At 73.6% G+C, this 21,325-nt stretch carries 19 protein-coding genes and 1 pseudogene; 10 read left to right on the forward strand and 10 right to left on the reverse strand.

Translation table 11 applies throughout. The annotated features are described in order from the left end of the window. Positions 1–29 precede the first annotated feature (29 nt). Together FB465_RS04840 and FB465_RS04845 are read right to left on the reverse strand one after the other, a co-directional pair. On the reverse strand, positions 30–977 hold the full coding sequence (locus tag FB465_RS04840; protein WP_425461130.1) for a hypothetical protein: 948 nt from the start codon (positions 975–977) through the stop codon (positions 30–32). 154 nt (positions 978–1,131) lie between these two features. Beyond that, complete coding sequence (locus FB465_RS04845) at positions 1,132–2,667, reverse strand: hypothetical protein (protein ID WP_145787899.1); 1,536 nt, start codon at positions 2,665–2,667, stop codon at positions 1,132–1,134. 143 nt (positions 2,668–2,810) lie between these two features. Here FB465_RS04845 and FB465_RS04850 point away from each other — a divergent pair. The 5 genes and pseudogenes from FB465_RS04850 to FB465_RS04870 all read left to right on the forward strand — a co-directional run. Continuing rightward, positions 2,811–3,053, forward strand: a pseudogene (locus tag FB465_RS04850) (hypothetical protein); the annotation flags it as partial. Between the two features lie 125 nt (positions 3,054–3,178). Then, complete coding sequence (locus tag FB465_RS04855; RefSeq protein ID WP_145786718.1) at positions 3,179–4,609, forward strand: NF041680 family putative transposase; 1,431 nt, start codon at positions 3,179–3,181, stop codon at positions 4,607–4,609. A 323-nt stretch (positions 4,610–4,932) separates the two neighbouring features. After that, positions 4,933–5,709 carry a LamB/YcsF family protein gene (locus FB465_RS04860; RefSeq protein WP_246192512.1) on the forward strand — a complete coding sequence of 259 codons (777 nt, stop codon included), beginning with the start codon at positions 4,933–4,935 and terminating at the stop codon, positions 5,707–5,709. Next, a complete protein-coding gene (locus FB465_RS04865; protein ID WP_145787901.1) occupies positions 5,709–6,338 on the forward strand; it encodes a 5-oxoprolinase subunit B family protein in 630 nt (209 codons plus the stop codon). Before FB465_RS04860 ends, FB465_RS04865 begins: the two co-directional genes overlap by 1 nt. Then, positions 6,335–7,195, forward strand: coding sequence for a 5-oxoprolinase subunit C family protein (locus tag FB465_RS04870; RefSeq protein ID WP_145787903.1), 861 nt, complete (start codon positions 6,335–6,337; stop codon positions 7,193–7,195). The genes FB465_RS04865 and FB465_RS04870 overlap by 4 nt, the downstream gene beginning before the upstream one ends. Before the next feature lie 146 nt (positions 7,196–7,341). Here FB465_RS04870 and FB465_RS04875 read toward each other — a convergent pair whose 3' ends face one another. After that, positions 7,342–7,722, reverse strand: a complete 381-nt coding sequence (locus FB465_RS04875) for a hypothetical protein (RefSeq protein WP_211785722.1) — start codon at positions 7,720–7,722, stop codon at positions 7,342–7,344. Between the two features lie 224 nt (positions 7,723–7,946). On the opposite strand from FB465_RS04875, the gene FB465_RS04880 reads away from it, so the two are divergent. Next, positions 7,947–8,792: an undecaprenyl-diphosphate phosphatase gene (locus tag FB465_RS04880; RefSeq protein WP_246192513.1), complete on the forward strand. Its 846-nt coding sequence runs from the start codon at positions 7,947–7,949 to the stop codon at positions 8,790–8,792. Between the two features lie 60 nt (positions 8,793–8,852). Here the strand turns inward: FB465_RS04880 and FB465_RS04885 are convergent, their stop codons facing one another. From FB465_RS04885 to FB465_RS04895, 3 genes are all read right to left on the reverse strand, one after another. After that, positions 8,853–9,554, reverse strand: a complete 702-nt coding sequence (locus FB465_RS04885; protein ID WP_145787906.1) for a DUF1775 domain-containing protein — start codon at positions 9,552–9,554, stop codon at positions 8,853–8,855. A 143-nt stretch (positions 9,555–9,697) separates the two neighbouring features. After that, positions 9,698–11,128, reverse strand: coding sequence for an NF041680 family putative transposase (locus tag FB465_RS04890; protein ID WP_145786718.1), 1,431 nt, complete (start codon positions 11,126–11,128; stop codon positions 9,698–9,700). Between the two features lie 204 nt (positions 11,129–11,332). Then, complete coding sequence (locus tag FB465_RS04895) at positions 11,333–12,781, reverse strand: HEAT repeat domain-containing protein (RefSeq protein WP_145787908.1); 1,449 nt, start codon at positions 12,779–12,781, stop codon at positions 11,333–11,335. Between the two features lie 298 nt (positions 12,782–13,079). Here FB465_RS04895 and FB465_RS04900 point away from each other — a divergent pair, with 298 nt between their 5' ends. Further along, entirely contained in the window at positions 13,080–13,448 is a 369-nt protein-coding gene (locus FB465_RS04900) for a PAS domain-containing protein (protein WP_145787910.1), read from the forward strand. A gap of 22 nt (positions 13,449–13,470) precedes the next feature. Here the strand turns inward: FB465_RS04900 and FB465_RS04905 are convergent, their stop codons facing one another. Continuing rightward, on the reverse strand, positions 13,471–14,937 hold the full coding sequence (locus tag FB465_RS04905) for a DNA-binding protein NsdB (protein ID WP_145787912.1): 1,467 nt from the start codon (positions 14,935–14,937) through the stop codon (positions 13,471–13,473). Positions 14,938–15,391: 454 nt separating this feature from the next. Between FB465_RS04905 and FB465_RS04910 the strand changes: the two genes are divergently transcribed. Continuing rightward, the gene (locus FB465_RS04910; protein WP_145787914.1) at positions 15,392–16,540 is read left to right on the forward strand and encodes an aminoglycoside phosphotransferase family protein; all 1,149 of its coding nucleotides are present in this window, start codon (positions 15,392–15,394) and stop codon (positions 16,538–16,540) included. 17 nt (positions 16,541–16,557) lie between these two features. Here the strand turns inward: FB465_RS04910 and FB465_RS04915 are convergent, their stop codons facing one another. The 3 genes from FB465_RS04915 to FB465_RS04925 all read right to left on the reverse strand — a co-directional run bounded on the left by FB465_RS04915 (position 16,558) and on the right by FB465_RS04925 (position 19,439). Then, positions 16,558–17,724, reverse strand: a complete 1,167-nt coding sequence (locus FB465_RS04915; RefSeq protein WP_145787916.1) for an acyl-CoA dehydrogenase family protein — start codon at positions 17,722–17,724, stop codon at positions 16,558–16,560. Between the two features lie 298 nt (positions 17,725–18,022). After that, on the reverse strand, positions 18,023–18,517 hold the full coding sequence (locus tag FB465_RS04920; RefSeq protein ID WP_145787918.1) for a hypothetical protein: 495 nt from the start codon (positions 18,515–18,517) through the stop codon (positions 18,023–18,025). 682 nt (positions 18,518–19,199) lie between these two features. Continuing rightward, the gene (locus FB465_RS04925) at positions 19,200–19,439 is read right to left on the reverse strand and encodes a DUF397 domain-containing protein (RefSeq protein ID WP_145797138.1); all 240 of its coding nucleotides are present in this window, start codon (positions 19,437–19,439) and stop codon (positions 19,200–19,202) included. Positions 19,440–19,894: 455 nt separating this feature from the next. Here FB465_RS04925 and FB465_RS04930 point away from each other — a divergent pair, with 455 nt between their 5' ends. Together FB465_RS04930 and FB465_RS04935 are read left to right on the forward strand one after the other, a co-directional pair. Then, positions 19,895–20,302: a PTS-dependent dihydroxyacetone kinase phosphotransferase subunit DhaM gene (locus FB465_RS04930; protein ID WP_246193131.1), complete on the forward strand. Its 408-nt coding sequence runs from the start codon at positions 19,895–19,897 to the stop codon at positions 20,300–20,302. Positions 20,303–20,393: 91 nt separating this feature from the next. Continuing rightward, the gene (locus FB465_RS04935) at positions 20,394–21,323 is read left to right on the forward strand and encodes an NAD-dependent epimerase/dehydratase family protein (protein WP_145787922.1); all 930 of its coding nucleotides are present in this window, start codon (positions 20,394–20,396) and stop codon (positions 21,321–21,323) included. Positions 21,324–21,325: the final 2 nt, after the last annotated feature.

The raw sequence follows: 21,325 nt of genomic DNA on the forward strand, positions 1-21,325 counted from the left end.
GGTCAGGGTGGGGCGGTCGGGCGAGACGGTCAGAGCGAGTGGAACGGCAGACCCGCGTCGGCGACGAGGTCCTCGCTGTGGTCGGGCGGCAGCAGGGTGGCGGTGCCGTCGGTGACGGGGACGACGCCGAGGTCGATCAGCTCGGCCATGGCGGCGCTGCTCGCGAGGTCGCGGACCTGGAGCTGGTAGCGGGCGGTGGTGCGGTAGGTGCCGCCTGCGTCGTCCGAGGTCTTCTGCAGAAAGCCGGAGTCGACCAGGAAGAGCACGGCCTTGGCCACGATGCCGATGGTGGAGCCGGAGAGCCGGCGGGCGTCCTTGGTGGCGCCGGTGGCGCTGCGGCGGGCCCAGACCCGCCAGCCCGCCTCCAGGCCGGGGGCGTCGCTGGCCGGGTCGGTGTTGGCGCCCGCGGCGTCGGCCTGCTGCTCGAGGCGGCGGCAGGCCTGGCGGACGAAGGCGTCGACGCCGTTGACGGTGATCCGGCCGAGGTAGCCGTCGTCGGCGAGGTCCTCCGGGCGGGGGAAGGCCATCGCGGCAACGGCCAGGTGCGCCAGGCCGTGCAGGAAGCGGTCGGTGGACTCGCTGGCGGCGCGGCGGGAGTAGTCGCCCATCCGCACCGCGAAGACGGAGTCCTCGGCGGCGGCGACGGCCATGCCGGCGCGCGGGGAGACCTCCAGGACGACCAGGCCCATGCCGGTGGCGACGGCGTCGGCGAGGCGGGCGAACGGCGGGTCCTCGCGGTGGCGGCGGACCAGCTCGGCGTACTCGGCGTCGCGGGCGGGCAGCAGCTTGGCCTGGAGACCGAAGGAGACCAGGCGCGCAGCGTCGGCGACGTCGGCGGGGGTGACGGCCGCGGCAGCCGGTGCCGGGGGCTCGTGGTCGGTCGTCACGGGCGGTGCTCCTTGTTGTTCAGGGGCGCGGGGAAGGTATTCAGGGGCGCGGGGAACTGCGCGAATCGGGAGGGCTCGGTGCCGCACCATCCATCGGGGAGCAAGCGGCAACCCCTCAGCGAAGTGACGCGAGGTGCCGGCCGGCGTCGGGGCGAGAGTGAACGGCGGTCGTCTTCCGTTTCGCGCCGTTCCCCGCGCCCCTGGGGTGGCGCCACCTGAGGAGTGCGGCTGTGGGGCGGCGTCATCAGCTCGCGTCCTTGCGGTCGGCTGCCATGGCGGCGGAGTCGAGCAGGGCACTGCCGACGATCAGGTCGGCGCCGCCGAACTCCGGGTCGTCCAGCGGGGTGCCGTCGTCGACGGCGAAGAGCAGGCGTTCCTCGCCCTGCCGGTACGCGGTGCCGACCGGCGGGCTCGCCGCGTGCACGGCGAGCAGCGCGACCAGGTACGGGAGTTCAGGGTCCCGCCGCCGGGCCTCGGCGAGCAGGCCGGAGAGCCGGCGGGGTGCGTCGGCGGGCAGGTCGAGCAGCTCCAGCGCCGCCTCCAGCTGGGCCTCGGAGAAGCGGCTGTCGTCGGGGGTGGCGACCAAGTCCGGGTCGGGCAGCTCGGCCCCGAGGTGCTCGCGCTCGACGGGCGGGGTGAGCAGCAGGTCGACCAGGTCGGTGACGCGAACGGAGGTGGGGGTGCGCAGCCCGGTGCCACGGGCGAAGAACGCGTCGGTCGGTCGGGTGGCCTGCGCTATCGGCAGGTTCAGCAGCGGGGCGAGCAGGTGCCCGTAGAGGTCGATGCCGCTGCGCGCGGTGGGCGTGGCGAAGGCCTGGCGGTCCTGCTCGGCGCGGAACAGCGGGCCGGCCTCCAGCAGGCGGGTCTGCAGCTGGGTGTGGCGGCGGATGCAGTCCTTGACGATGTCGACCAGCTCGGCGGCGCGGCGCTTGTGCTCCGGCTCCTCCGTCTCGTCGCGGGCCTTGCGGATGTTGGTGAGGATCGCGTTCTCGTGCCGGTAGCGGTCGGCGATGTGGTCGAGCGCCTCGTCGATGAGGTCGGGGACTGCCTGCATCCAGTCGACGGCGCGGACGTTGCGGCGGGTCGCGTCCAGCGCGCGGCGCAGCGTCTCGGCGTACTGGACGGTGCGGTAGCGGGCCTGCTCGGCGGCCAGTTGGGCATCGGCGAGGCGCCCGCGGCGGATCAGCACCTCCAGCTTGACCTCGGCCGCGATCTGGGCCGAGGTCACGTCGGTGTCGAGCGCGCCGACCAGGACGTTGACGGCCTCGTCGGTGGTCCGGAGGTAGACCCCGCCGTCCGGGCCGGGGACCTCCTCGATCAGCTTGAAGTCGTAGTCGCGCCGGACGTAGGCGCCGTCCGCGCCGAAGGTGCCGTAGACCGCGCGGAAGCCGCGGTCGACGCTGCCGACGTTGATCAGCGACTCCAGCACCCAGCGGCCGACGCGCTCGTGCTCGGCCGCCGGGCGGGCCGGGTTCTGCGCCGCGATCCGGGGCATCAGGCGGCCGAGCACTATGTCGCGGTCGGCGCCGGTGTCGAAGTCCATGTTGAGCGTGACCAGGTCGATCACGGCGAGGCCGACCTCGGCCATGGCGTACGAGCTGTACTCGCCGGCCAGGTTGACCTTCCGGCTCTCCAGGTCGTGCAGCGGGGCGGTGCAGGCCAGCGCCTTGAGCCGGCGGGCCAGCCCCTCGTCGGCGGCCGGGCCGGGGGCGGGCCGGCCGGAAGCTGCGGCGGTCGGCCGGAGCTCGTACGCGGCGGGCTGGTCTGCGATGGCGGTCACGGTGGACAAGATTAGAGGTTCGCACCGACAAGGTCCGAAACGAGCCCGGTTGTCCTGGTTGGACCGGCCTCGCAGCCATGTTGAACGTGTTCAATTTCAGGTCTGGAGTCAGGTCCGCGCAGGTCGGGCCAGGTCCGGGCTGCTGGGGGCCGCTGAAGGACCCGGTCCGGAATGTCTGGGTGATCAAGTGGGCGGTGATCGCCTGTGCGGGGATCATCCCGCTGGCACTGATCTGCGGGCCGCTGCGCGGGATACCGCTGTACTGGCGATTCGTCGACATGTCGTTCGGCGTCATCGGGGTCATCCCGCTGCTGATCGTGCTGCGCGGGATCCGGCGGCTGGAGTGGGCCGCGGCGGTGCGACAGCCGCACGGGCTCGCCGCCTGAGCTTGGCTTTAAACCCCACCAAGATCATGTCTTGGTGGGGTTCGTCGTTCGCCTGACAGCTGGGCGGCCCTTGGGTGATCGTGTCTTCTCGCTGAAGTCGACAGTCGATCAACCCAAAGGCCGTGATGGACAGTCTGCAAGACGGCGCCGCGCGCGTCGAGGCCCTGGCCGGGTTGTCCCGGTTTCGCCGTGAGCTGTACGAGTGTTTGACGTTGCGGGCGGATGCCCTGTTCGAGCTCGTGGATGCGGTTCTGTGCGCCACCGGGCCGGTGACGTCCCTGCCGGAACTCTCGCTGGCGGGGGTGCACCGGCGTGGGCACGGAGCGATGTACGACGCACTGGCCCAGGGGCACATCGACGTGTCCCGCCTGCGGATCGCGCTGGCCGGACTGCGACTGCCGCGCGGGGCGGACGGGCAGCTGTCCATCGCCCTGGACGTCACCCCGTGGCCGCGTCCGGACGCTGAGTGTTCACCGGAGCGGTTGCACTGCCACCGACCGTGCCGGTGTGACGGCAGGCGCCAGACCGTTCCGGGCTGGCCCTACCAGGTCGCGGCGGCCCTGGGTGGTGGACGCTCCTCGTGGACCGGGCCGCTGGACGCGGTGCGGCTGGGGCCCGGGGACGATCCCACCGAGGTCACCGCCACCCAGATCCGCGACCTCATCGCCCGCCTGGAGCAGGCCGGGCAGTGGCGCCCGGGCGATCCGCCGGTCTTGTTCGTCCTGGACTCGGGCTACGACATCGTGCGCCTGACCTGGATGCTGCGCGAGGAGCCGGTGCGGCTGCTGGGACGCATCCGCGCCGACCGGGTGATGCACGCCCCGGCCGGCAAGCGCCACGGCTCATGGCCTGGGCGTCAGCCCCGGCACGGAGCGGAGTTCCGTCTGGCACAGGCCGCGACTCACCCGGCACCGGCCCAGGAGTCGACCGGCGTCCACGACCGCTTCGGCCAGGTCACCGCCCGCTGCTGGGGACACCTGCACCCGAAGCTGGAGCGACGCGGCTCCTGGGCCGACCACGAGGGTGAACTCCCCATCGTCGAGGGAACATTGCTCCACCTCGCGGTCGAATACCTGCCCGGCAACCGCGACCCCAAGCCGCTATGGCTGTGGCACAGCGACCCCGACGCCACCGCACACGACGTCGACCGCCTCTGGCGGATCTTCCTTCGAAGATTCGACATCGAGCACACCTTCCGCTTCCTCAAGCAGACGCTCGGGCTGACCCGCCCCCGCCTTCGCACACCCGAACAGGCCGATCGATGGGTGTGGCTGATCCTCGCCGCCTACACGCAACTCCGGCTCGCCCGACCCCTGGCCGAGGACCTGCGGCGCCCCTGGGAGAAGCCCCTGGCACCGGATCAGCTCACCCCCGGCCGGGTCCGGCGCGGCTATCCCCGCATCCGGCGGGCCGTGGGCACTCCAGCCCGCGCGCCGAAAGCATCCCGTCCCGGCCCGGGCCGCCCTAAGGGACGCACATCCGCCCCAGCACCTCGCCACCCGGTCGGGGTGAAACAGCGCAAAGCGGACATGCCTAGACGCGGCGGGGCCGAGTAGCAGCCTTAAAGATCAAGCTGAGACCGACCGGCAAACGGTGGGCGGATGAAGGAGCGGCGTCCGGGCCGAGTCCGGCAAGGCGGAGGAAGGAGTACCAGCGGAGCTGCGGCGACTGACGGCAACGCAGTCCAGGCGAGAGCACGGGCGTCGCGACGCCGCCCACCGTTTGCCGGTCGGTCTGCGAAACGTTCCGCCGCCCGAGGGAGCGCGTGCACCCGGTGGCGCGCTCCGGGCACGGGTCAGGTGCACCCGGGCCCCTGGCCAGGCCCTACGATCAGCCCAGGAAGCGGGCGCGGGTTGCTGGCGCGGGAGGCGGGCGTGGCGTGGCCGATGCGGTGATCGATCTCAATGCGGATCTCGGCGAGGGGTTCGGACGCTGGAGCCTGACCGACGACGAAGCCCTGCTCTCCGTGGTCACCAGTGCCAACGTGGCCTGCGGCTTCCACGCCGGTGACCCCTCGACGATGCGGCGGGTCTGCGCGCTGGCCGCCGAGCGCGGGGTCCGGATCGGCGCCCAGGTCTCGTACCAGGACCTGGTCGGCTTCGGCCGCCGGGCGATGGACGTCCCGCCGGAGGAGCTGGCCGACGAGATCGCCTACCAGATCGGCGCCCTGCAGGTCTTCGCCCGCGCGGCCGGCTCCCGGGTCTCGTACGTCAAGCCGCACGGCGCGCTCTACAACAAGGTGGTGGGCGACTCCGAGCAGGCCGAGGCGGTGGTCGCGGGCGTCCTGCGCGCGGGGGCGGTCTGCGACGGGCCGCTGCCGGTCCTGGGCCTGCCGGGCTCACGGCTGCTGGCGGTGGCGGAGGGTGTGGGGCTGCCGGTGGTCACCGAGGCGTTCGCCGACCGGGCGTACACCTGGGCGGGCACGCTGGTGCCGCGCCGCGACCCGGAGGCCGTGGTGCACGACCCGGAGGCGGTGATCGCCCGCGCGGTGGGCATCGCCCGGGACGGCCTGGTCACGGCGATCGGCGGCGAGCCGGTTCCGGTCGAGGCGCGCTCGCTGTGCGTGCACGGGGACACCCCGGGTGCGGCCCAACTCGCCTGGCGGGTGCGCGGGGCGCTGGCCTCGGCGGGTGTGCGGGTCGAGGCGTTCGTCTGATGCGGGACGGGCTGGCGCTCCGCCCGGTCGGCGAGGACGCCCTGCTGGTGGAGGCCGACTGCACCGAGCGGGCCGAGTCGCTGTACGCCCACCTGCTCGCCCGCCGCTCGGAGCTGCCCGAGATCACCGAGATCGTCCCGGCGGCGCGGACGGTGCTGCTGGACGGCATCGCCGACCGGGCCGCCCTGGCCCGGCAGCTGGCCGACTGGCAGGTCTCCCTGCACCCGCCCGCCGACGGCCCGCTGGTCGAGGTGCCGACGGCGTACGACGGCGCGGACCTGCCGGAGGTGGCGGCACTCTGGGACGTGTCGGTGGAGGCCGCCGTACGGATCCACGCGGCGCCCGAGTACCGGGTGGCGTTCTGCGGCTTCGCCCCGGGCTTCGGCTACCTCACCGGCCTGCCCGCCCGGTACGAGGTGCCCCGGCGGGATACCCCGCGCAGCTCCGTCCCGGCGGGCGCGGTCGCGTTGGCGGGCCCGTTCACCGGGGTCTACCCGCGCTCCTCCCCCGGCGGCTGGCAGTTGCTCGGGCGCACCACGCTGGCGCTCTGGGACGCCCGGCGCGAACCGGCGGCCCTGCTCGCGCCGGGCGTGCGGGTCCGGTTCCTCCCCGTACGGGCGCCCAGGTGACCGCGCTGCAGGTGGTGCGGGCCGGACCGCTGACGACGGTTCAGGACCTCGGCCGGCGCGGCGTCGCGCACCTCGGCGTGCCGCGCGCCGGGGCCCTGGACGAGCCGGCGCTGCGGGCGGCGAACCGGCTGGTCGGCAACGCGCCGGGCGCGGCGGGCCTGGAGACCACGCTCGGCGGGGTGGCCCTGCGCGCGACGGCAGCGGCGGTGGTCGCCGTGACCGGTGCGCCCGCGCCCGTACGGGTGGCCGGCCGGCCGGCCGCGTGGGGAGCGCCGGTGGGCGTACCGGCGGGAGCTGTGGTCGAGATCGGGGCCGCGACGTACGGGGTGCGCAGCTATCTGGCGGTGGCGGGCGGGATCGCGGTGCCCGAGCTGCTCGGCAGCCGCTCGGCCGACCTGCTGTCCGGTCTCGGCCCGGCGCCGCTGGCCGTCGGTGACCTGCTGCCGGTCGGGCAGGCCGCCGGACCGTACCCGCCGGTGGACCTCGTGCCGCTGCCCGCGCCGCCGGGCGAGTTGGTGCTGAGGCTCCGGCTCGGGCCGCGGGCCGACTGGTTCACGGCCGAGGCGGTGGCCGGGCTGGCCCGGAGCCGCTACCAGGTCGCGGAGGCGAGCAACCGCATCGCGCTGCGCACCGAGGGCCCGGCGCTCGCCCGGGCCCGTGAGGGCGAACTCCCCAGCGAGGGCATGGTGCTGGGCGCCGTCCAAGTCCCGCCGGACGGCCGCCCGGTGGTCTTCCTGGCCGACCACCCGACCACCGGCGGCTACCCGGTCGTCGGCGTCGTCCCGGGGCCGGACCTGGCCGCGGCCGCGCAGGCCCGTCCGGGGACGCCGATCCGCTTCGCCCTGCTCAGAGCTTAGGCAGCTGAGCAACCACAACAGGGGCGCGGGGAACTGCGCGAGATCGGAAGGCAACAGCCCGCAGCCTCCCGCCTCGCGCAGTTCCCCGCGCCCCTGGACAGTGCAACTGGCTGCGCTGCCCAACTGCCGGCGGAGCCGCTTCGCGGCTAGGCCGCACCCCGCAGCGCCGCCAGGAAGGCCTCGGGGTCCTCGAGGCTGAGCCGCAGCTCGCGCAGCCGGACGGGGAGGAGGACCGCACGCGCGGGAACGGCCGGTTCGAGTTCCAGGCGGACCAGGCCTCGTGACGAGCCGTTGACCAGCCAGCGGCCGCCGAAGCCGTGCACGCCCCAGCCGCTGACCCCGCCGTGGTCGTGTCCGGCCCTACGGATCGCGCCGAGGGGGATCTCCGCGTGGAAGGCCCAGCCCATCCGGACCGAGACCTTGCCGTCGCTGATCCGGATACCCGCTCTGCGCGGGCCGGTCCCGAGCGGGACGGCCAGCGGGGTGAACCAACTCTCGTACCGGAGTGGGAAGTCGGAGATCGTCACCGGGCCAGCTTCGCACGCGATGCGCCCTGGCGGGCCCGCCTTGACGCAATCCTGACTCCCTGGACAGAAGCCGGACACCTTGAACGCTTATCATCATGCCGCGCCGGACGGTGCCCAGCCCCGGGACGACCGGCGCCGCCGGGTCGGCGTGCCCTCATGCCTCCCCTGACAAGAACAGGACCGCAGATGCGCACCGACCCACGGATACCCACGGCGGGTGCCCGGTGACCGAATGGTTCCACGCGGCCGTACTCGGCCTCGTCCAGGGGCTCACCGAGTTCCTCCCGGTCTCCTCCAGCGCCCATCTGCGGGTCTTCTCCGCCCTCGTGGGGTGGGAGGACCCCGGCGCGGCCTTCACCGCGGTGACCCAACTGGGCACCGAGTCCGCGGTCCTGATCTACTTCCGCCGCGACATCGCGGCGATCATCGGGGCCTGGACGGCCGCGCTGTTCAAGCCGGAGCGCCGCAGCGACCCGAACGCCCGCCTCGGCTGGTTCGTGATCCTCGGGACGCTGCCGATCGGCATCATCGGCGCCGCCTTCCAGGACACCATCGAGACCTCGCTGCGCGACCTCCGCGTGATCGGGACGACGCTGATCCTCTTCGGCCTGATCCTGGCCGTCGCGGACCGCACCCGTGCGGTCCGCAACGCCCGGCCGATCAGCGAGCTGACCTTCTCGCACGCCATCGGGTACGGGCTGGCGCAGTCGCTCGCCCTGATCCCGGGCGTCTCGCGCTCCGGCGGCACCATCAGCGCCGGCCTGTTCCTCGGCTACAGCCGGGAGGCGGCGGCCCGGTACTCGTTCCTGCTCGCCATCCCCGCGGTGCTCGCCTCGGGAACGCTGGAACTGTTCAAGATCGGCGAGGGACCGGCGCCCGCTTGGGGGCCGACGATGTTCGCCACCGTGATCGCCTTCGTGGTCGGCTATGCGGCGATCGCCTGGTTCCTCAAGTACATCTCCAGCCACAGCTTTATGCCGTTCGTGGTGTACCGGGTGATCCTCGGCGCGGTGATCATGGGCCTGGTGACGGCGAACGTCCTGGCGCCGGACGCGGGCGCCGTCAAGTAGCCGTACCGACCGCACTGCCGCCCGGCCCCGCTCGAAGGGGGCCGGGCAGCAGCGTCGTTCTCAGCTCCGGGCGGACCGGCGCCGCCACCACGCGACACCGCCTCCGGCAACGAGCACCGCCGCCACGATCCCGATCAGCACCGGAGTCCTGTCCGACGAGCCGCCGTCGGAGTGCACGGCGAGCAGGGGTGCCGGCTGCGCCGTCGGGGTGGAGGTGGTGGCGGGGACGGAGGGACCGGCGGAGGCGCTCGGGCTCGCGGCCAGCGGCGCCGCACCCGGTGCGGCCGCCGTCAGCTTGAGGACGGGGGCCGGGTGCTCCGGCTTGCTGCCGCCCTGCGGCAGCTCGATCCAGCGGTCGACCTGGCCGTCGGTGTAGGTCACCAGGGACTTGAAGGCGAGCTCCTTGGCGTCCGGCAGCTGCCTGACCTTGATCTTGTACTCGGCGCTCTTGCCGGGCGCCAGCGCCGGTCCGGCCACCGTGTAACCGTCCGAGGCGGCGGTGAGCGACCAGCCCTGCGGCCCCTCGGCGAGCGTCACGTCGGCCGGCGCGATACCGGCCGGGAGCGCGACCCGGATCTGGCTGATCCCGGCGGTCGCCGACTCGCCCTCGGCGTCGAAGGCGACCACCGCGTTGACGGCCAGCGCCCGCGCGGTGTCCGACTCGACCTCGACGTGCGCGAAAGCGGGGCCCGCCAGCGCGACTGCACCCGCCAGAGCGGCCAGCGGCGCAGCGACACGGGCGAGGATGCGGGAACGGTTCATGAGAGCGGGCGCTCCTGGACGAGAGCTGACAGGGCCAGCCCATCATGCCCCACCGCACCCCGCGCCGAACGCGATCCGCGCGCGGTCCGTCAGGTCGCGCCCGACCAGGTGGCGGGCCCGGCTAAGCTTGATCTTTAAGGCTGCTACTCGGCCCCGCCGCGTCTAGGCATGTCCGCTTTGCGCTGTTTCACCCCGACCGGGTGGCGAGGTGCTGGGGCGGATGTGCGTCCCTTAGGGCGGCCCGGGCCGGGACGGGATGCTTTCGGCGCGCGGGCTGGAGTGCCCACGGCCCGCCGGATGCGGGGATAGCCGCGCCGGACCCGGCCGGGGGTGAGCTGATCCGGTGCCAGGGGCTTCTCCCAGGGGCGCCGCAGGTCCTCGGCCAGGGGTCGGGCGAGCCGGAGTTGCGTGTAGGCGGCGAGGATCAGCCACACCCATCGATCGGCCTGTTCGGGTGTGCGAAGGCGGGGGCGGGTCAGCCCGAGCGTCTGCTTGAGGAAGCGGAAGGTGTGCTCGATGTCGAATCTTCGAAGGAAGATCCGCCAGAGGCGGTCGACGTCGTGTGCGGTGGCGTCGGGGTCGCTGTGCCACAGCCATAGCGGCTTGGGGTCGCGGTTGCCGGGCAGGTATTCGACCGCGAGGTGGAGCAATGTTCCCTCGACGATGGGGAGTTCACCCTCGTGGTCGGCCCAGGAGCCGCGTCGCTCCAGCTTCGGGTGCAGGTGTCCCCAGCAGCGGGCGGTGACCTGGCCGAAGCGGTCGTGGACGCCGGTCGACTCCTGGGCCGGTGCCGGGTGAGTCGCGGCCTGTGCCAGACGGAACTCCGCTCCGTGCCGGGGCTGACGCCCAGGCCATGAGCCGTGGCGCTTGCCGGCCGGGGCGTGCATCACCCGGTCGGCGCGGATGCGTCCCAGCAGCCGCACCGGCTCCTCGCGCAGCATCCAGGTCAGGCGCACGATGTCGTAGCCCGAGTCCAGGACGAACAAGACCGGCGGATCGCCCGGGCGCCACTGCCCGGCCTGCTCCAGGCGGGCGATGAGGTCGCGGATCTGGGTGGCGGTGACCTCGGTGGGATCGTCCCCGGGCCCCAGCCGCACCGCGTCCAGCGGCCCGGTCCACGAGGAGCGTCCACCACCCAGGGCCGCCGCGACCTGGTAGGGCCAGCCCGGAACGGTCTGGCGCCTGCCGTCACACCGGCACGGTCGGTGGCAGTGCAACCGCTCCGGTGAACACTCAGCGTCCGGACGCGGCCACGGGGTGACGTCCAGGGCGATGGACAGCTGCCCGTCCGCCCCGCGCGGCAGTCGCAGTCCGGCCAGCGCGATCCGCAGGCGGGACACGTCGATGTGCCCCTGGGCCAGTGCGTCGTACATCGCTCCGTGCCCACGCCGGTGCACCCCCGCCAGCGAGAGTTCCGGCAGGGACGTCACCGGCCCGGTGGCGCACAGAACCGCATCCACGAGCTCGAACAGGGCATCCGCCCGCAACGTCAAACACTCGTACAGCTCACGGCGAAACCGGGACAACCCGGCCAGGGCCTCGACGCGCGCGGCGCCGTCTTGCAGACTGTCCATCACGGCCTTTGGGTTGATCGACTGTCGACTTCAGCGAGAAGACACGATCACCCAAGGGCCGCCCAGCTGTCAGGCGAACGACGAACCCCACCAAGACATGATCTTGGTGGGGTTTAAAGCCAAGCTAAGAGGCTCCGCCGGTAGGTGCCCCCGCGCCCCTGTGATGCCCAAACCTGATCGATGGCCGACCTACCGGCGGAGCCACTAAGTACGGTCCCGCGAGGTCAGCCGCCCGCGTACCGCCGCGTGCACCTCGGCTTCCTCGGCCGGATCCGCGGCGAGGCGTCGCAGCCGCTCCAGAACCCGGACGTCGCCGGTGGTGGTGACATGGCGGGCGGCCAGCTCACGGGTGGCCTCCTCGCAGTCCCAGAGGCACTCGACGGCGAGGCCCCGGGCGAAGTGCCGGTCCGTGACGGCCAGCGCCTGGGCGGCCCGGCCGCGCAGTTCGGAGGAGGCGGCCTCGCCGTAGACGTGGCGCAGGGCGGGGACGGCTCCGGCGGCGGCCAGCCGCCCCACACCGTCCACCAGGGTGCCCAGGCCCGCACCGGCGACTCCGCGGACGGAGATCCAGCGGCGCAGCGCGGCCACCACCAGCGGGCCGTCGGCGGGCTCCCCCGCGTCGGCGAGCAGCTGGACGGCGGCCTCGCCGAGGGCGCTGTCCGCGCCGCCGGTGTCCGGATCGGCCCAACGGCGGGCATGCGCCAGCGCCTCGGGGCCGCGCATCCGGCCGAGCACCTCCAGGGCTGCGTTGACGACGCGCTCGTCGACGTCGGCGGCCGCGGCCTCGATGAGTTCGGCCGCCGAGTGGTCCTGCTGGTCGACCAGGTAGCGCAGGGCCGCCGTGCGGGCACCGGGCTCGCCGTGGCGCGCGGCCTCGATGACGGTCTCGCGATCCTGCGGCCGGACCACGGCGGCAAGGCAGCGAGCGGCCGCTGCGGCCCGGCGGGCCACCGCCGCGGGATCGACGGCGGAGCCGGGATCGGCCTGATCCACCCGGTCCGCCCAGGCGAGCACGTCGGACGTGCTCCAGCCCGGGGTCACGCCGCTGCGGTTCAGCTGGCGCTGCCAGAGGTCGAAGGGCGACTGCTCGCTCGCGGCGGCGATCCGCGGGTGGTGGGGGGCCCACAGCCGCCAGGGCCTGGGCTCGTACGCGGTGCGGATGGCTTCCCTCAGCTCGGCGTCGCCCCGCTCGTCGGCGGGGAAGCGGGCGAGTACGGAGGGGGCCAGGGAGAGCAGCGTCCGGTCGTCGTCGCGCAGGGCGAGCTCGTCCAGGGCCCAGGCCCAGTTGGTACCGACTGCCACGTAGCCGCGCAGCAGGTCGAGCGCGTCCCGGCGGCCGTACGCGGCGAGGTGGCCGAGCACGGCCAGGGCGAGACCCGTGCGGTTCTCGTCCTGGTCGTAGACGTCCTCGGCAGCGTGCAGGTGCTGCTCGAGGGCGGTGAGCGGCGCCTCCAGCTCCATGTAGAGGCGTGCGTAGTAAAGGGAGCGGTTCTCGACCTGCCAGTCGGCCCTCGGGTCGCAGGTGACGCATTCCTCGAGAGCGGCGATCGCCTCGCCCCGGTCGGCTGCCAGCGCATGCAGCTGCCCGTCACCGCGGCCTCGCTGGAGGAGGCCGAGGAGACTGGCACTGGGCGCTATCACTGGCTCGAACATGAGGTCAGCATCCGTTGCGGCGGTCGTGGTGGCAACGGGATTTCCGTCGCCGGGGGGTCTGGTGGGTACTGCGCGGGCGCCCGGGCGCCGGAATCACCGAAGGTTACCGCCTGGGCGCGCGCTACGCACACAGGGCGAACCGGACCTCTGACCCTCCACCGGATCGGCATATGCCGCAGGAAGTTTTCCAAGGGATTTGCGCGAACCCCTCACACCGCACGGGCGGCCATGGCAAAGTCGATCCACGGCCGCGCCGTACCAGGTGCGCGCGGCATCCTCCTTACCCGTAGGACCCGCTATGAGCCTCACCTCCGGTGCCCTTCCGGCGGTGCCCGCGCAGGGGCCGGCCGGCCGAGCCGCCGCGGCCGAGTGGGATCTGCTCACGGACGCGGTGCACTGGTCGCCCGAGGCCTTCCGGCTGCTGGCCCGCGACCCCCGGCTCGGCCCGCTGACCCTCGACCAGCTCCCCGCCCACCTGCTCACGCAGGACCGGCCCGCGATGCACCGCATGGTCACCGAGGCGCTGGTGCACGGGCATGCCGGAGCCGGTGTGGTCCGCGTCCGGCATGCGGACGGCGGCGTGGGCAGCGTCCGGTGCGCGGGCGAACCGGTGCTGGACGAGGACGGGCACGTGACCGCCCTGCGGATGCTTCTGCGCACCCTCTAGATCTTCTGCTGCTCCGGGCCGGCTAGATCTCCCGGCGGCGCTCCGGCATCACCGCGTCGATCTCCTCCCGCAGCTCGGCCACCGCCGGCAGGCCCTGGTAGCGGCCCGCCAGCCGGTACATCTCGCGCAGCCGGTCCCAGGTGCGCATCGAGGACGTCTGGCCGATCGCCGCCATCGCCAGCTTGGCCTGCACCTGCGCCTCGTCCGGCTCGCCGGAGATCCAGTACACCGAGGCCAGGGTGATCCGGTCGAGCAGCGCCGAGCGCTCGCGCCCGTTGACCGGCCGCAGTTCGATCGCCAGCCGGGCGTGCCGCTCGGCCAGCCGGGCCGCGCCCGCGTCGTGCTCGGCGAGCGTCCGGTAGACGAGGGCCTGCATGCCGTGCAGCTCGGCCTCGTTGAACAGCTGCATCCAGCTCGGCGGAGCCTCGCCGGTGTCCTGGACGAAGAGGTCCTCGGCCTCGCCGAGCACGCGTCTGGTCGCCTCCGAGCGGCCGAGCGCGGCCTGCGCCCAGGCCTCGACGGTGTGCAGCATCGCCCGCGTCCGGGGCAGCGCGCGCTCGCCGCTGCTGGCCTGGGCCAGCTGCATCAGCTCCAACGCGTCGTCGGCACGGCCGAGATGGAGCATCTGGCGGGCGGCCCGGGAGATCGCCTCGCCCGCCCTGGGGCGGTCGTTGGCCTCCTTGGCGGACTGGGCGGCGATCACGAAGTACCGCTGGGCGGTGGGCTCCAGGCCGACGTCGTGCGACATCCAGCCGGCCAGTACGGCGAGGTTGGCGGCGACCGTCCACAGCCGCTGCTTCACCTCGGGGTGCAGGTCGTGCGTCAGTAGCCCGCCCACCTCGTTGAGTTGGCCGACCACGGCCTTGCGCTGGAGCCCACCGCCGCGGGAGGCGTCCCAGGCCCGGAACACCTCCACCGAGCGTTCCAGGGCGATCACCTCGTCGGCCCCGACCGGGCCGGGTTCGTAGACGTCCATCACGGGCCGCATGCCGCCCTGGGTGATCACCTGTCGGGGGCCGGGACGGGTGGCGGCGTACGCCACGTCCGGGCCGTTGAGCCAGTCGTAGAGGTTGTCGGCGATGACGGCGCCGGCCGTGAGCGCGGCACCCGCGCCCACCAATCCGCGTCGGTTGAGCATGAGGTCCATTCCCGTGAACTCGGTGAGGACCGCAGCCGTCCGATCCGGCTCCCAAGGCTCTGCCGACCGCGAGGTGTCGGACCTGGTGGGCCGGTGTCGTTCCAGACCGAGGTCCTCAGTGGTGACGACACGGCCGAGCCGCTCCGTGAACACGGCGGCCAGCACCCTCGGCACCGGATCGCGGGGAATCTCCCCCTGCTCGATCCAGCGCCGCACCCGCGAGGTGTCGGTGGACAGCTGCTGCTGGCCCATCGCCGCGCCCCGCCGGTTGACCAGCCTGGCCAGCTCGCCCTTGGACCATCCGGTCAGGGCGAAGAGGTCGGCGAGTCTGGTGTTCGGCCCCTTGCTCACGTGAAGCCCCCAGGTTCCTCGGCTACTTCGACCCTAGTGCGCTGTCATGTGCCACGCGACCATTCGCCAGGCTTCGCCAGGGTCCGCCACATGGTGTACCAGTGGTGATCGGGTGTCATGTAGAGGTGCGCCACCTCGACTTCGGATCGGGAAGGCCCGCCACCTGCCCGGGGCTGCTGCCCTGACGGCCGGTCAACGGCCTTCCCGTGGCCTCATCCGAGGGGGTGGCGCGGCCGGGTGGCGCACAGGCGCCGGGCATGGCCGCGGCAGCAGCGACCACCGCATTCCCCAGGGTGCGGACGGTCCGCGAACGCCTCGTTCCGTGCCCGGCGCCTGAGCTCCACCCTCCGGCTCCGCCCGACGCGCCAGGAACACGCGGCGGCGGAGCAGTCCACTGGCGTCAGCTCTCACCGGCAGGGGCCACCGCCGGCCAGGAAGGGATCCTCACCACCCCATGTACTCCTCAGCCACCACCGGCACCCCCACCCAGACCCGCACCGCGCTGCGCCCCCCCACCGCAGCCGGCGGCCGCCCCGGCCAGGGCCCCGCCCCCCGTGGCACCGACCTCCGCGACCCCCGGGCCCTCGCCGTCCGCACGGCGATGCCCCGGCCCGCCGACCAGCTCGCCGCCCGCGGCGGCGCCGAGCGGCTGCTCCGCGGCCGTACCGCCGACACCTCGATGGACCGGGTCGACCCCGCGACCCTGCAGACCCCCGCCGTCCGGGCCGCCGTCGCCAACATCTCGCGGATATGTCCCGCCTTCCTCCCCCGCCAGGTGCTCCGGGAGGGCAGCCAGCACATCCTGATCGCCGGCACCATCGGCCGGGCCCCGGTGGTCGCCAAGTGCCTCTCCCCGCAGGCCGCGAGGAGCGAGCACCACCAGCAGCTGGTCGAACGCTTCCACCACGAGGTCGCGGTCTACCGCGCCTTCGTGCGGCACCGTCCGCCGGTCCGGCTGCCCCGGCTGGTGGCAGCCGACCACGACCGCTGCGTGCTGGTGCTGGAGCGCGTCCCCGGCCGCCCTGCGGCCCGGGAGCGGCACCCGGTCAACGCGCCGACGCCGGGCGAGGTGCGCGCGGTGCTGGGCGCCGTCCGGACGCTCAACCTGTGGCGTCCGCCGACGGACGTCTTCGGCAAGCCCCTCGACTACCAGCTGGAGATCGCCCGCTTCCACTCGGTGGGCCAGCTCACCGATCGCGACGCCGGCGACCTGCGCGGCCTGCTGCACGGGCTGGCCCACATGCCCTGGCAGCTGTGCCACGGCGACGCCCTGCTCGGCAACATGCTGCTGGCGCCCTCGGGCCCGGTCCTGGTCGACTGGGAACAGGCCGGCTGGTACCTGCCCGGGTACGACCTGGCGGTGCTGTGGAGCGTGCTCTCCGGGGACAGCGCGGCGCGCCGCCAGATCAGCCAACTCGCCCAGTCCGGCGGCACGATGGCCCGGGACGCGTTCCTGGTCAACCTGGTGCTGGTGCTGATGCGGGAGATCCGGCTGCACGACGTACCGGGCGCGGGCGAGGAGCAGCGCATCATGATCCGCCGCCTGTACGACGACGCGGCGCTCGCCCGTCGGGCGGTCCGGGCCGCGGTGGGCACCCGCTGAGGCCGCGCCGGGGTCCCTCAGAGCCCCCGGCCGGCCCCGCGCTCCAGGGCCGCCCGACCGACCGCGTCCAGCACCGCCTCGTCCGCCGGGAAGTGCACCCGGCCGCTCAGTACGTCCCGCAGATAGCGCTCGAGCGGGTGACGGCGGCTCAGACCGGGGTTCCCGGTGAGCGTCACCGCCTGCTGCACGGCGGCCGTCGCGGCCCGGTTGACGAGCAGCTGAGCGGCCCCGCTGCGGGCGGCCGCCGTCGGCTCGCCCCGGTCCACCCCGGCCGCCAGCCCGGCCACCAGTTCCTCGGCCCCGATCAGGGAGCTCTCTATCTCGCCCAGCGCGCTGCGGTAGCGGGGCAGGGTGGCCAGCGGCTCGGTCAGATTGGCGGGGGTGCGCTGGTGCAGGAACCGGACCAGCCAGTCCTGCGCGGCGCGGGCCACGCCCAGGTAGACCGCGGAGAGCGCCAGGTCGTGCCAGGCCAGGTCGATCGGGTCGGCCGGGGCCTGCCCCTCGTACGGCGCGAGACCGACCACGGCCTCGGCGGGGACGGCCACGCCGTCCAGGACCACGTCATGGCAGGCGCTGGCCCGTAGGCCGAGCTGGTCCCAGACCGGGTCCACCTCGATCCCCGGGCTGTCGCCACGGACCAGGAACAGGCCGGTCCTCGGGACGGGTTCGTCGGTGCGTGCCCGAACGGCCATCCAGGCGAGTGCCTCGGCGCCGGTGCAGTACGTCTTGCGCCCGCTCAGCAGCCAGCCGTCGCCCTCGCGCCGCGCCACCGTGGCCGGCAGGGCTCCGGAGCCGCCGGGCTCCATGGACAGGGTGTTGACCAGGGCCGGGCCGCGCCGGGACTCGGTGAGCAGCTTGCGGTAGGCGGCGGTTGGCCAGCGGTCTGCCCTGGCCTGCTCGGCGTGCTGCAGCAGGGTGAAGGCCGCGAGGACGGCCACCGAGGCGTCGCCGCGCCCGAGCCCGGCGAGCACCCGGACGGTGTCGGCGAGCGTTCCGCCGGGTCCACCGTACCGCTGAGCCACCGTCAGGGTGAGCAGTCCGGCCTCGTGGACGGCCTCGATGCCCTGGTACGGGAAGGTCGCGTCCCGGTCGTGCTCCTCGGCGCGGGCGGCCAGCAGGTCGACCACCCGGGGCAGGCGGGCGAGCGCGTCCGCGAGCGGCGAGGTGCCATCGGTGACGGTCATGATGCGGGTGCCTCCGGGGCGGCAGCGTGGAGCTCGGCGGACTGCGGGCGGCACGCCGGGCGAGGCGCGCGGTACCTGGTGCGGCGCCCCGACGGAGGGGAGGAGGCCGGCCGATCAGCCGAGCGCGCGCCGCCGGAGGAGCCGGCGGCTCCCCCTCAACAGACCGGACACACCGCGCTCGCGGTCCGCCGCAGGTCCAGATAGCTGCGGCGCGTGAGCAGCATGCGGCGACACGACATGCTCGTGACTGTACGAAGCGTTGATCGAAATCGTCAAGCAACGCCCGCTGCGGCGGCGCTCAGCCCTGCTGGAACATGTCCGCGGGCAGCGGCTTCAGCAGCTGGTAGAGATCGTCCGCGATCGGCCGGTCCCAGGAGGCGATGGTGACCTGCACGCCGTCGCTGCGCCCGAACTGGGCGCAGAACACCCGCTCCTCGCTGACCTTGACCTTCTTCACGATCAGCAGGTCGTCGCCGAGCATGACCGGGAAGTCCTCGGCGGAGACGAACTCCACCGGCTCCTCGTTCTCCAGTGCCGCGAGCAGCTGCCGCACCTCGAACGGGACGCCGTCCTCCGCGTCCCGGGCCGGCGAGCCCTCGGGCAAATTTCCGATGAACATTGCGGGGCCGCGGCCGCCGAAGAGGTCGTAGCGCAGGAAGATCCCCTGGCACGAGCCGTCCGCGCCGGTCATCATCATGGCCCCGAAGTGGCCCGGCCAGTCGCCCGGGTCCATCGCGAGCACGTCGAAGTCCGGTCCTGCGGGCGAGCCGGAGCGACGGCGGAGAAATGACATGACTCCATCGTACGTGCCCGTGACCGCCTGCTCACGGGGCGGGTCGGCAGTCCGACCGAGATCCACGCTCAGAGACCAATGTTGACTCTGAGCAACCGTCCGGGCTACGTTCGGTTCTGCACGACAGCCGCTGTGGACTCGATCCACCGGGGGGCGGCATGTCGCAGCGCGCCCGTGTGCGCGTTCCCTCACTGTGCACATCGTCGTGCGACACACCTGAGCCGCCAACGCACTTCCAGCTGTCCACCGACCGTCAGTACCGGACAGACCGGCACCACACAACACCAGAAGCCAGGTTCGCGGGGCCCCGGCCCGTCGCACTCGCGGACCTGCCCGGGACACCGCCGCGTGGGGGCGTGCGGATCCCGGGCACCCGGCACCTGCGTCCGAGTCGCTATCGGACGCCGGCGCCACCGCCTCCCGGCGACTGCCGGCCCCTCAGGGGGCCGGGACCGGCCGACGCGCCCCGGCGCGTACGGGGATTCACCTCGGGAGGAACCGGCACTCGTGCCGGCAGTACAGCAGGCGCCGTGCTCGGTCGCGTGGGGGCGATGGGCACGGCGTCTGCCTGTCTGTTCATACTGTGGGCCGTTTCTTGTCGAACAGTCAACGAGTAGCGGACCATCAGATTTCTTTTAAGGATCAAGGGACGGGTCCACGACCTGACATCGCGGGACCCGGATCAGGTCAGGTCGAACTCGCCGTCGCGGGCACCGAGCACGAAGGCCCGCCACTCCGCGGGGGTGAAGACCAGGACCGGCCCTTCGGGCTGCCGCCCGTCCCGCATCGCGATGTAGCCCTCGACGAAGGCGATCTGCACGTCCCCGACGCCCTGGCTGCTCGACAGCCAGTCGGCCCCGGCCAGGTCCAACTCGGGCTTGCGACCGCCCCCGAGGGTCCCCGTACCGCTGCTGGTCTCCACGCTCGTACCGATGTTGGCCGCCACTGCTGCGCTCCTCCCGACGTCGTCCGAGACCTCAGCGTATCCACGCGCGCGGCGCTGGGAAGCGCTTGTGCCCAGGACTCCTCCGACCGGGGCGAGAACGTCCTGTTCCGCCCGTCCGGCGGCGGCGGCTGTGTTAAGGCGTCCGCCTGGGGCAGCGGGGTAACCGCAAGGGGCGCCCGCCCACCTACCGGACACGGCCCCCGGTTGAGGCTGCCGGGCGGGCCGGACTGCGAGAGTGTTGGTCTCACACCCCATCAGACCGCGCACCGCACCTCTTCACTGGCCACCAGGAGCAGCCGATGGACCGCCGGGACGCCCCCCGGGCCGATGTCATCCCGATCTCGAACGCCCCGTCCGCTCCGCACGCCGACCAGCCGACGGAGGCCGAGCCCGCCCGTCCGGCCCGGCCCTCGGGCCACGGCCGGGTCGGGGTGGTCCTGGTCTCGCACAGCGAGGAGCTTGCCGCGGCCGCCGGCCGGCTGGCCGTGTCCCTGGCCGGCAGCGACGACCCCGCCCCGGTGGCCACCACCGGCGGCAGCCTGGCCGACGGGCCCGGCACCAGCGCGGTGCTGGTCGCGGCCGCGGCCCGGCGGGTCGACCAGGGCCACGGGGTGGCCGTCCTCGCCGACCTCGGCAGCGCGGTCGGCACCGTCCTGGCCCTGCTGGCCGCGGCGGACGAGCACGGGCTGCCCTTCCCGGTGCGCTTCGCCGACGCCCCCTTCGTCGAGGGCGCGGTGGCCGCCGTGGCCACCGCGACGGCCGGCGGGGACCTCTCGGCCGTCCTGGACGCCGCCGAGGAGATGTACCGTCAGCGCAAGTCGGGGCAGCACAGTTTGTGAGGGATCGCCCCGCCGACCGGCGCCGCGCGGCTACCATCGGCGCAGAGCCCGGGGCGGGGAGGCTCCGGCCCAACTGGGGGGAACCTCGAACATGCGCGTGGTCGTGACCGGCGGAGCAGGGTTCATCGGCGCCAATCTCGCCAGGGCCCTGCTGGCCCGACCGGAGATCGAACAGGTCCGGGTGGTGGACAACTTCAGCACCGGCAGCAAGTCCAACCTGGACGGACTGGACATCGCCCTGCACGAGGGCAGCATCCTCGACCCGGCCCTGCTGGACGAGGCCTTCGCGGGCGCCGACGCGGTGGTGCACCTGGCCGCCCTGCCCTCCGTCCCGCGCTCGGTGGCCGACCCCCTGGCAAGCCACCACACCAACGCCACGGGCACCCTGGAGGTCCTGGAGGCGGCCCGCCGGGCCGGCGGGCTGTACGTCGCCGCGGCCTCCTCGTCCTCGGTGTACGGCGCCAACCGGGAGCTGCCCAAGCGCGAGACCATGCGGACCGCGCCGATGAGCCCGTACGCCGTCAGCAAGCTGGCCACCGAGGCATACCTGGCGGCCTATCACCACTGCTACGGCCTGGGCGTGCTGCCGCTGCGCTTCTTCAACGTCTTCGGCCCGCTTCAGGCGGCCGGGCACGCGTACGCGGCCGTGGTGCCGGCCTTCCTGGACGCGGCGCTGGCCGGCCGGCCGGTCACGGTCCACGGCGACGGCGGGCAGAGCCGGGACTTCACGTACGTGGGCACGGTCACCCAGGTGATCACCGAGGCGGTGGTCCGCCGGGTGGTGCACGCCGACCCGGTGAACCTGGCCTTCGGTACCCGTACCACCCTGCTGGAGCTGATCGCCGAGCTGGGTTCGGTGCTGGGCCGCCCGGTGGAGACGGCCCACACCGACCCGCGGCCCGGCGACGTCCGGGACTCCCAGGCGGACAACTCCCGGCTGCGCGAGCTCTTCCCCGAGGTCGTGCCGGTCCCGCTGCGCGAGGGCCTGGAGCGTACGGCCGAGTGGTTCAGGACGCTCTGACC

It is taken from the genome of Kitasatospora atroaurantiaca (genome assembly GCF_007828955.1).
Taxonomy (GTDB): Bacteria; Actinomycetota; Actinomycetes; order Streptomycetales; family Streptomycetaceae; genus Kitasatospora; species Kitasatospora atroaurantiaca.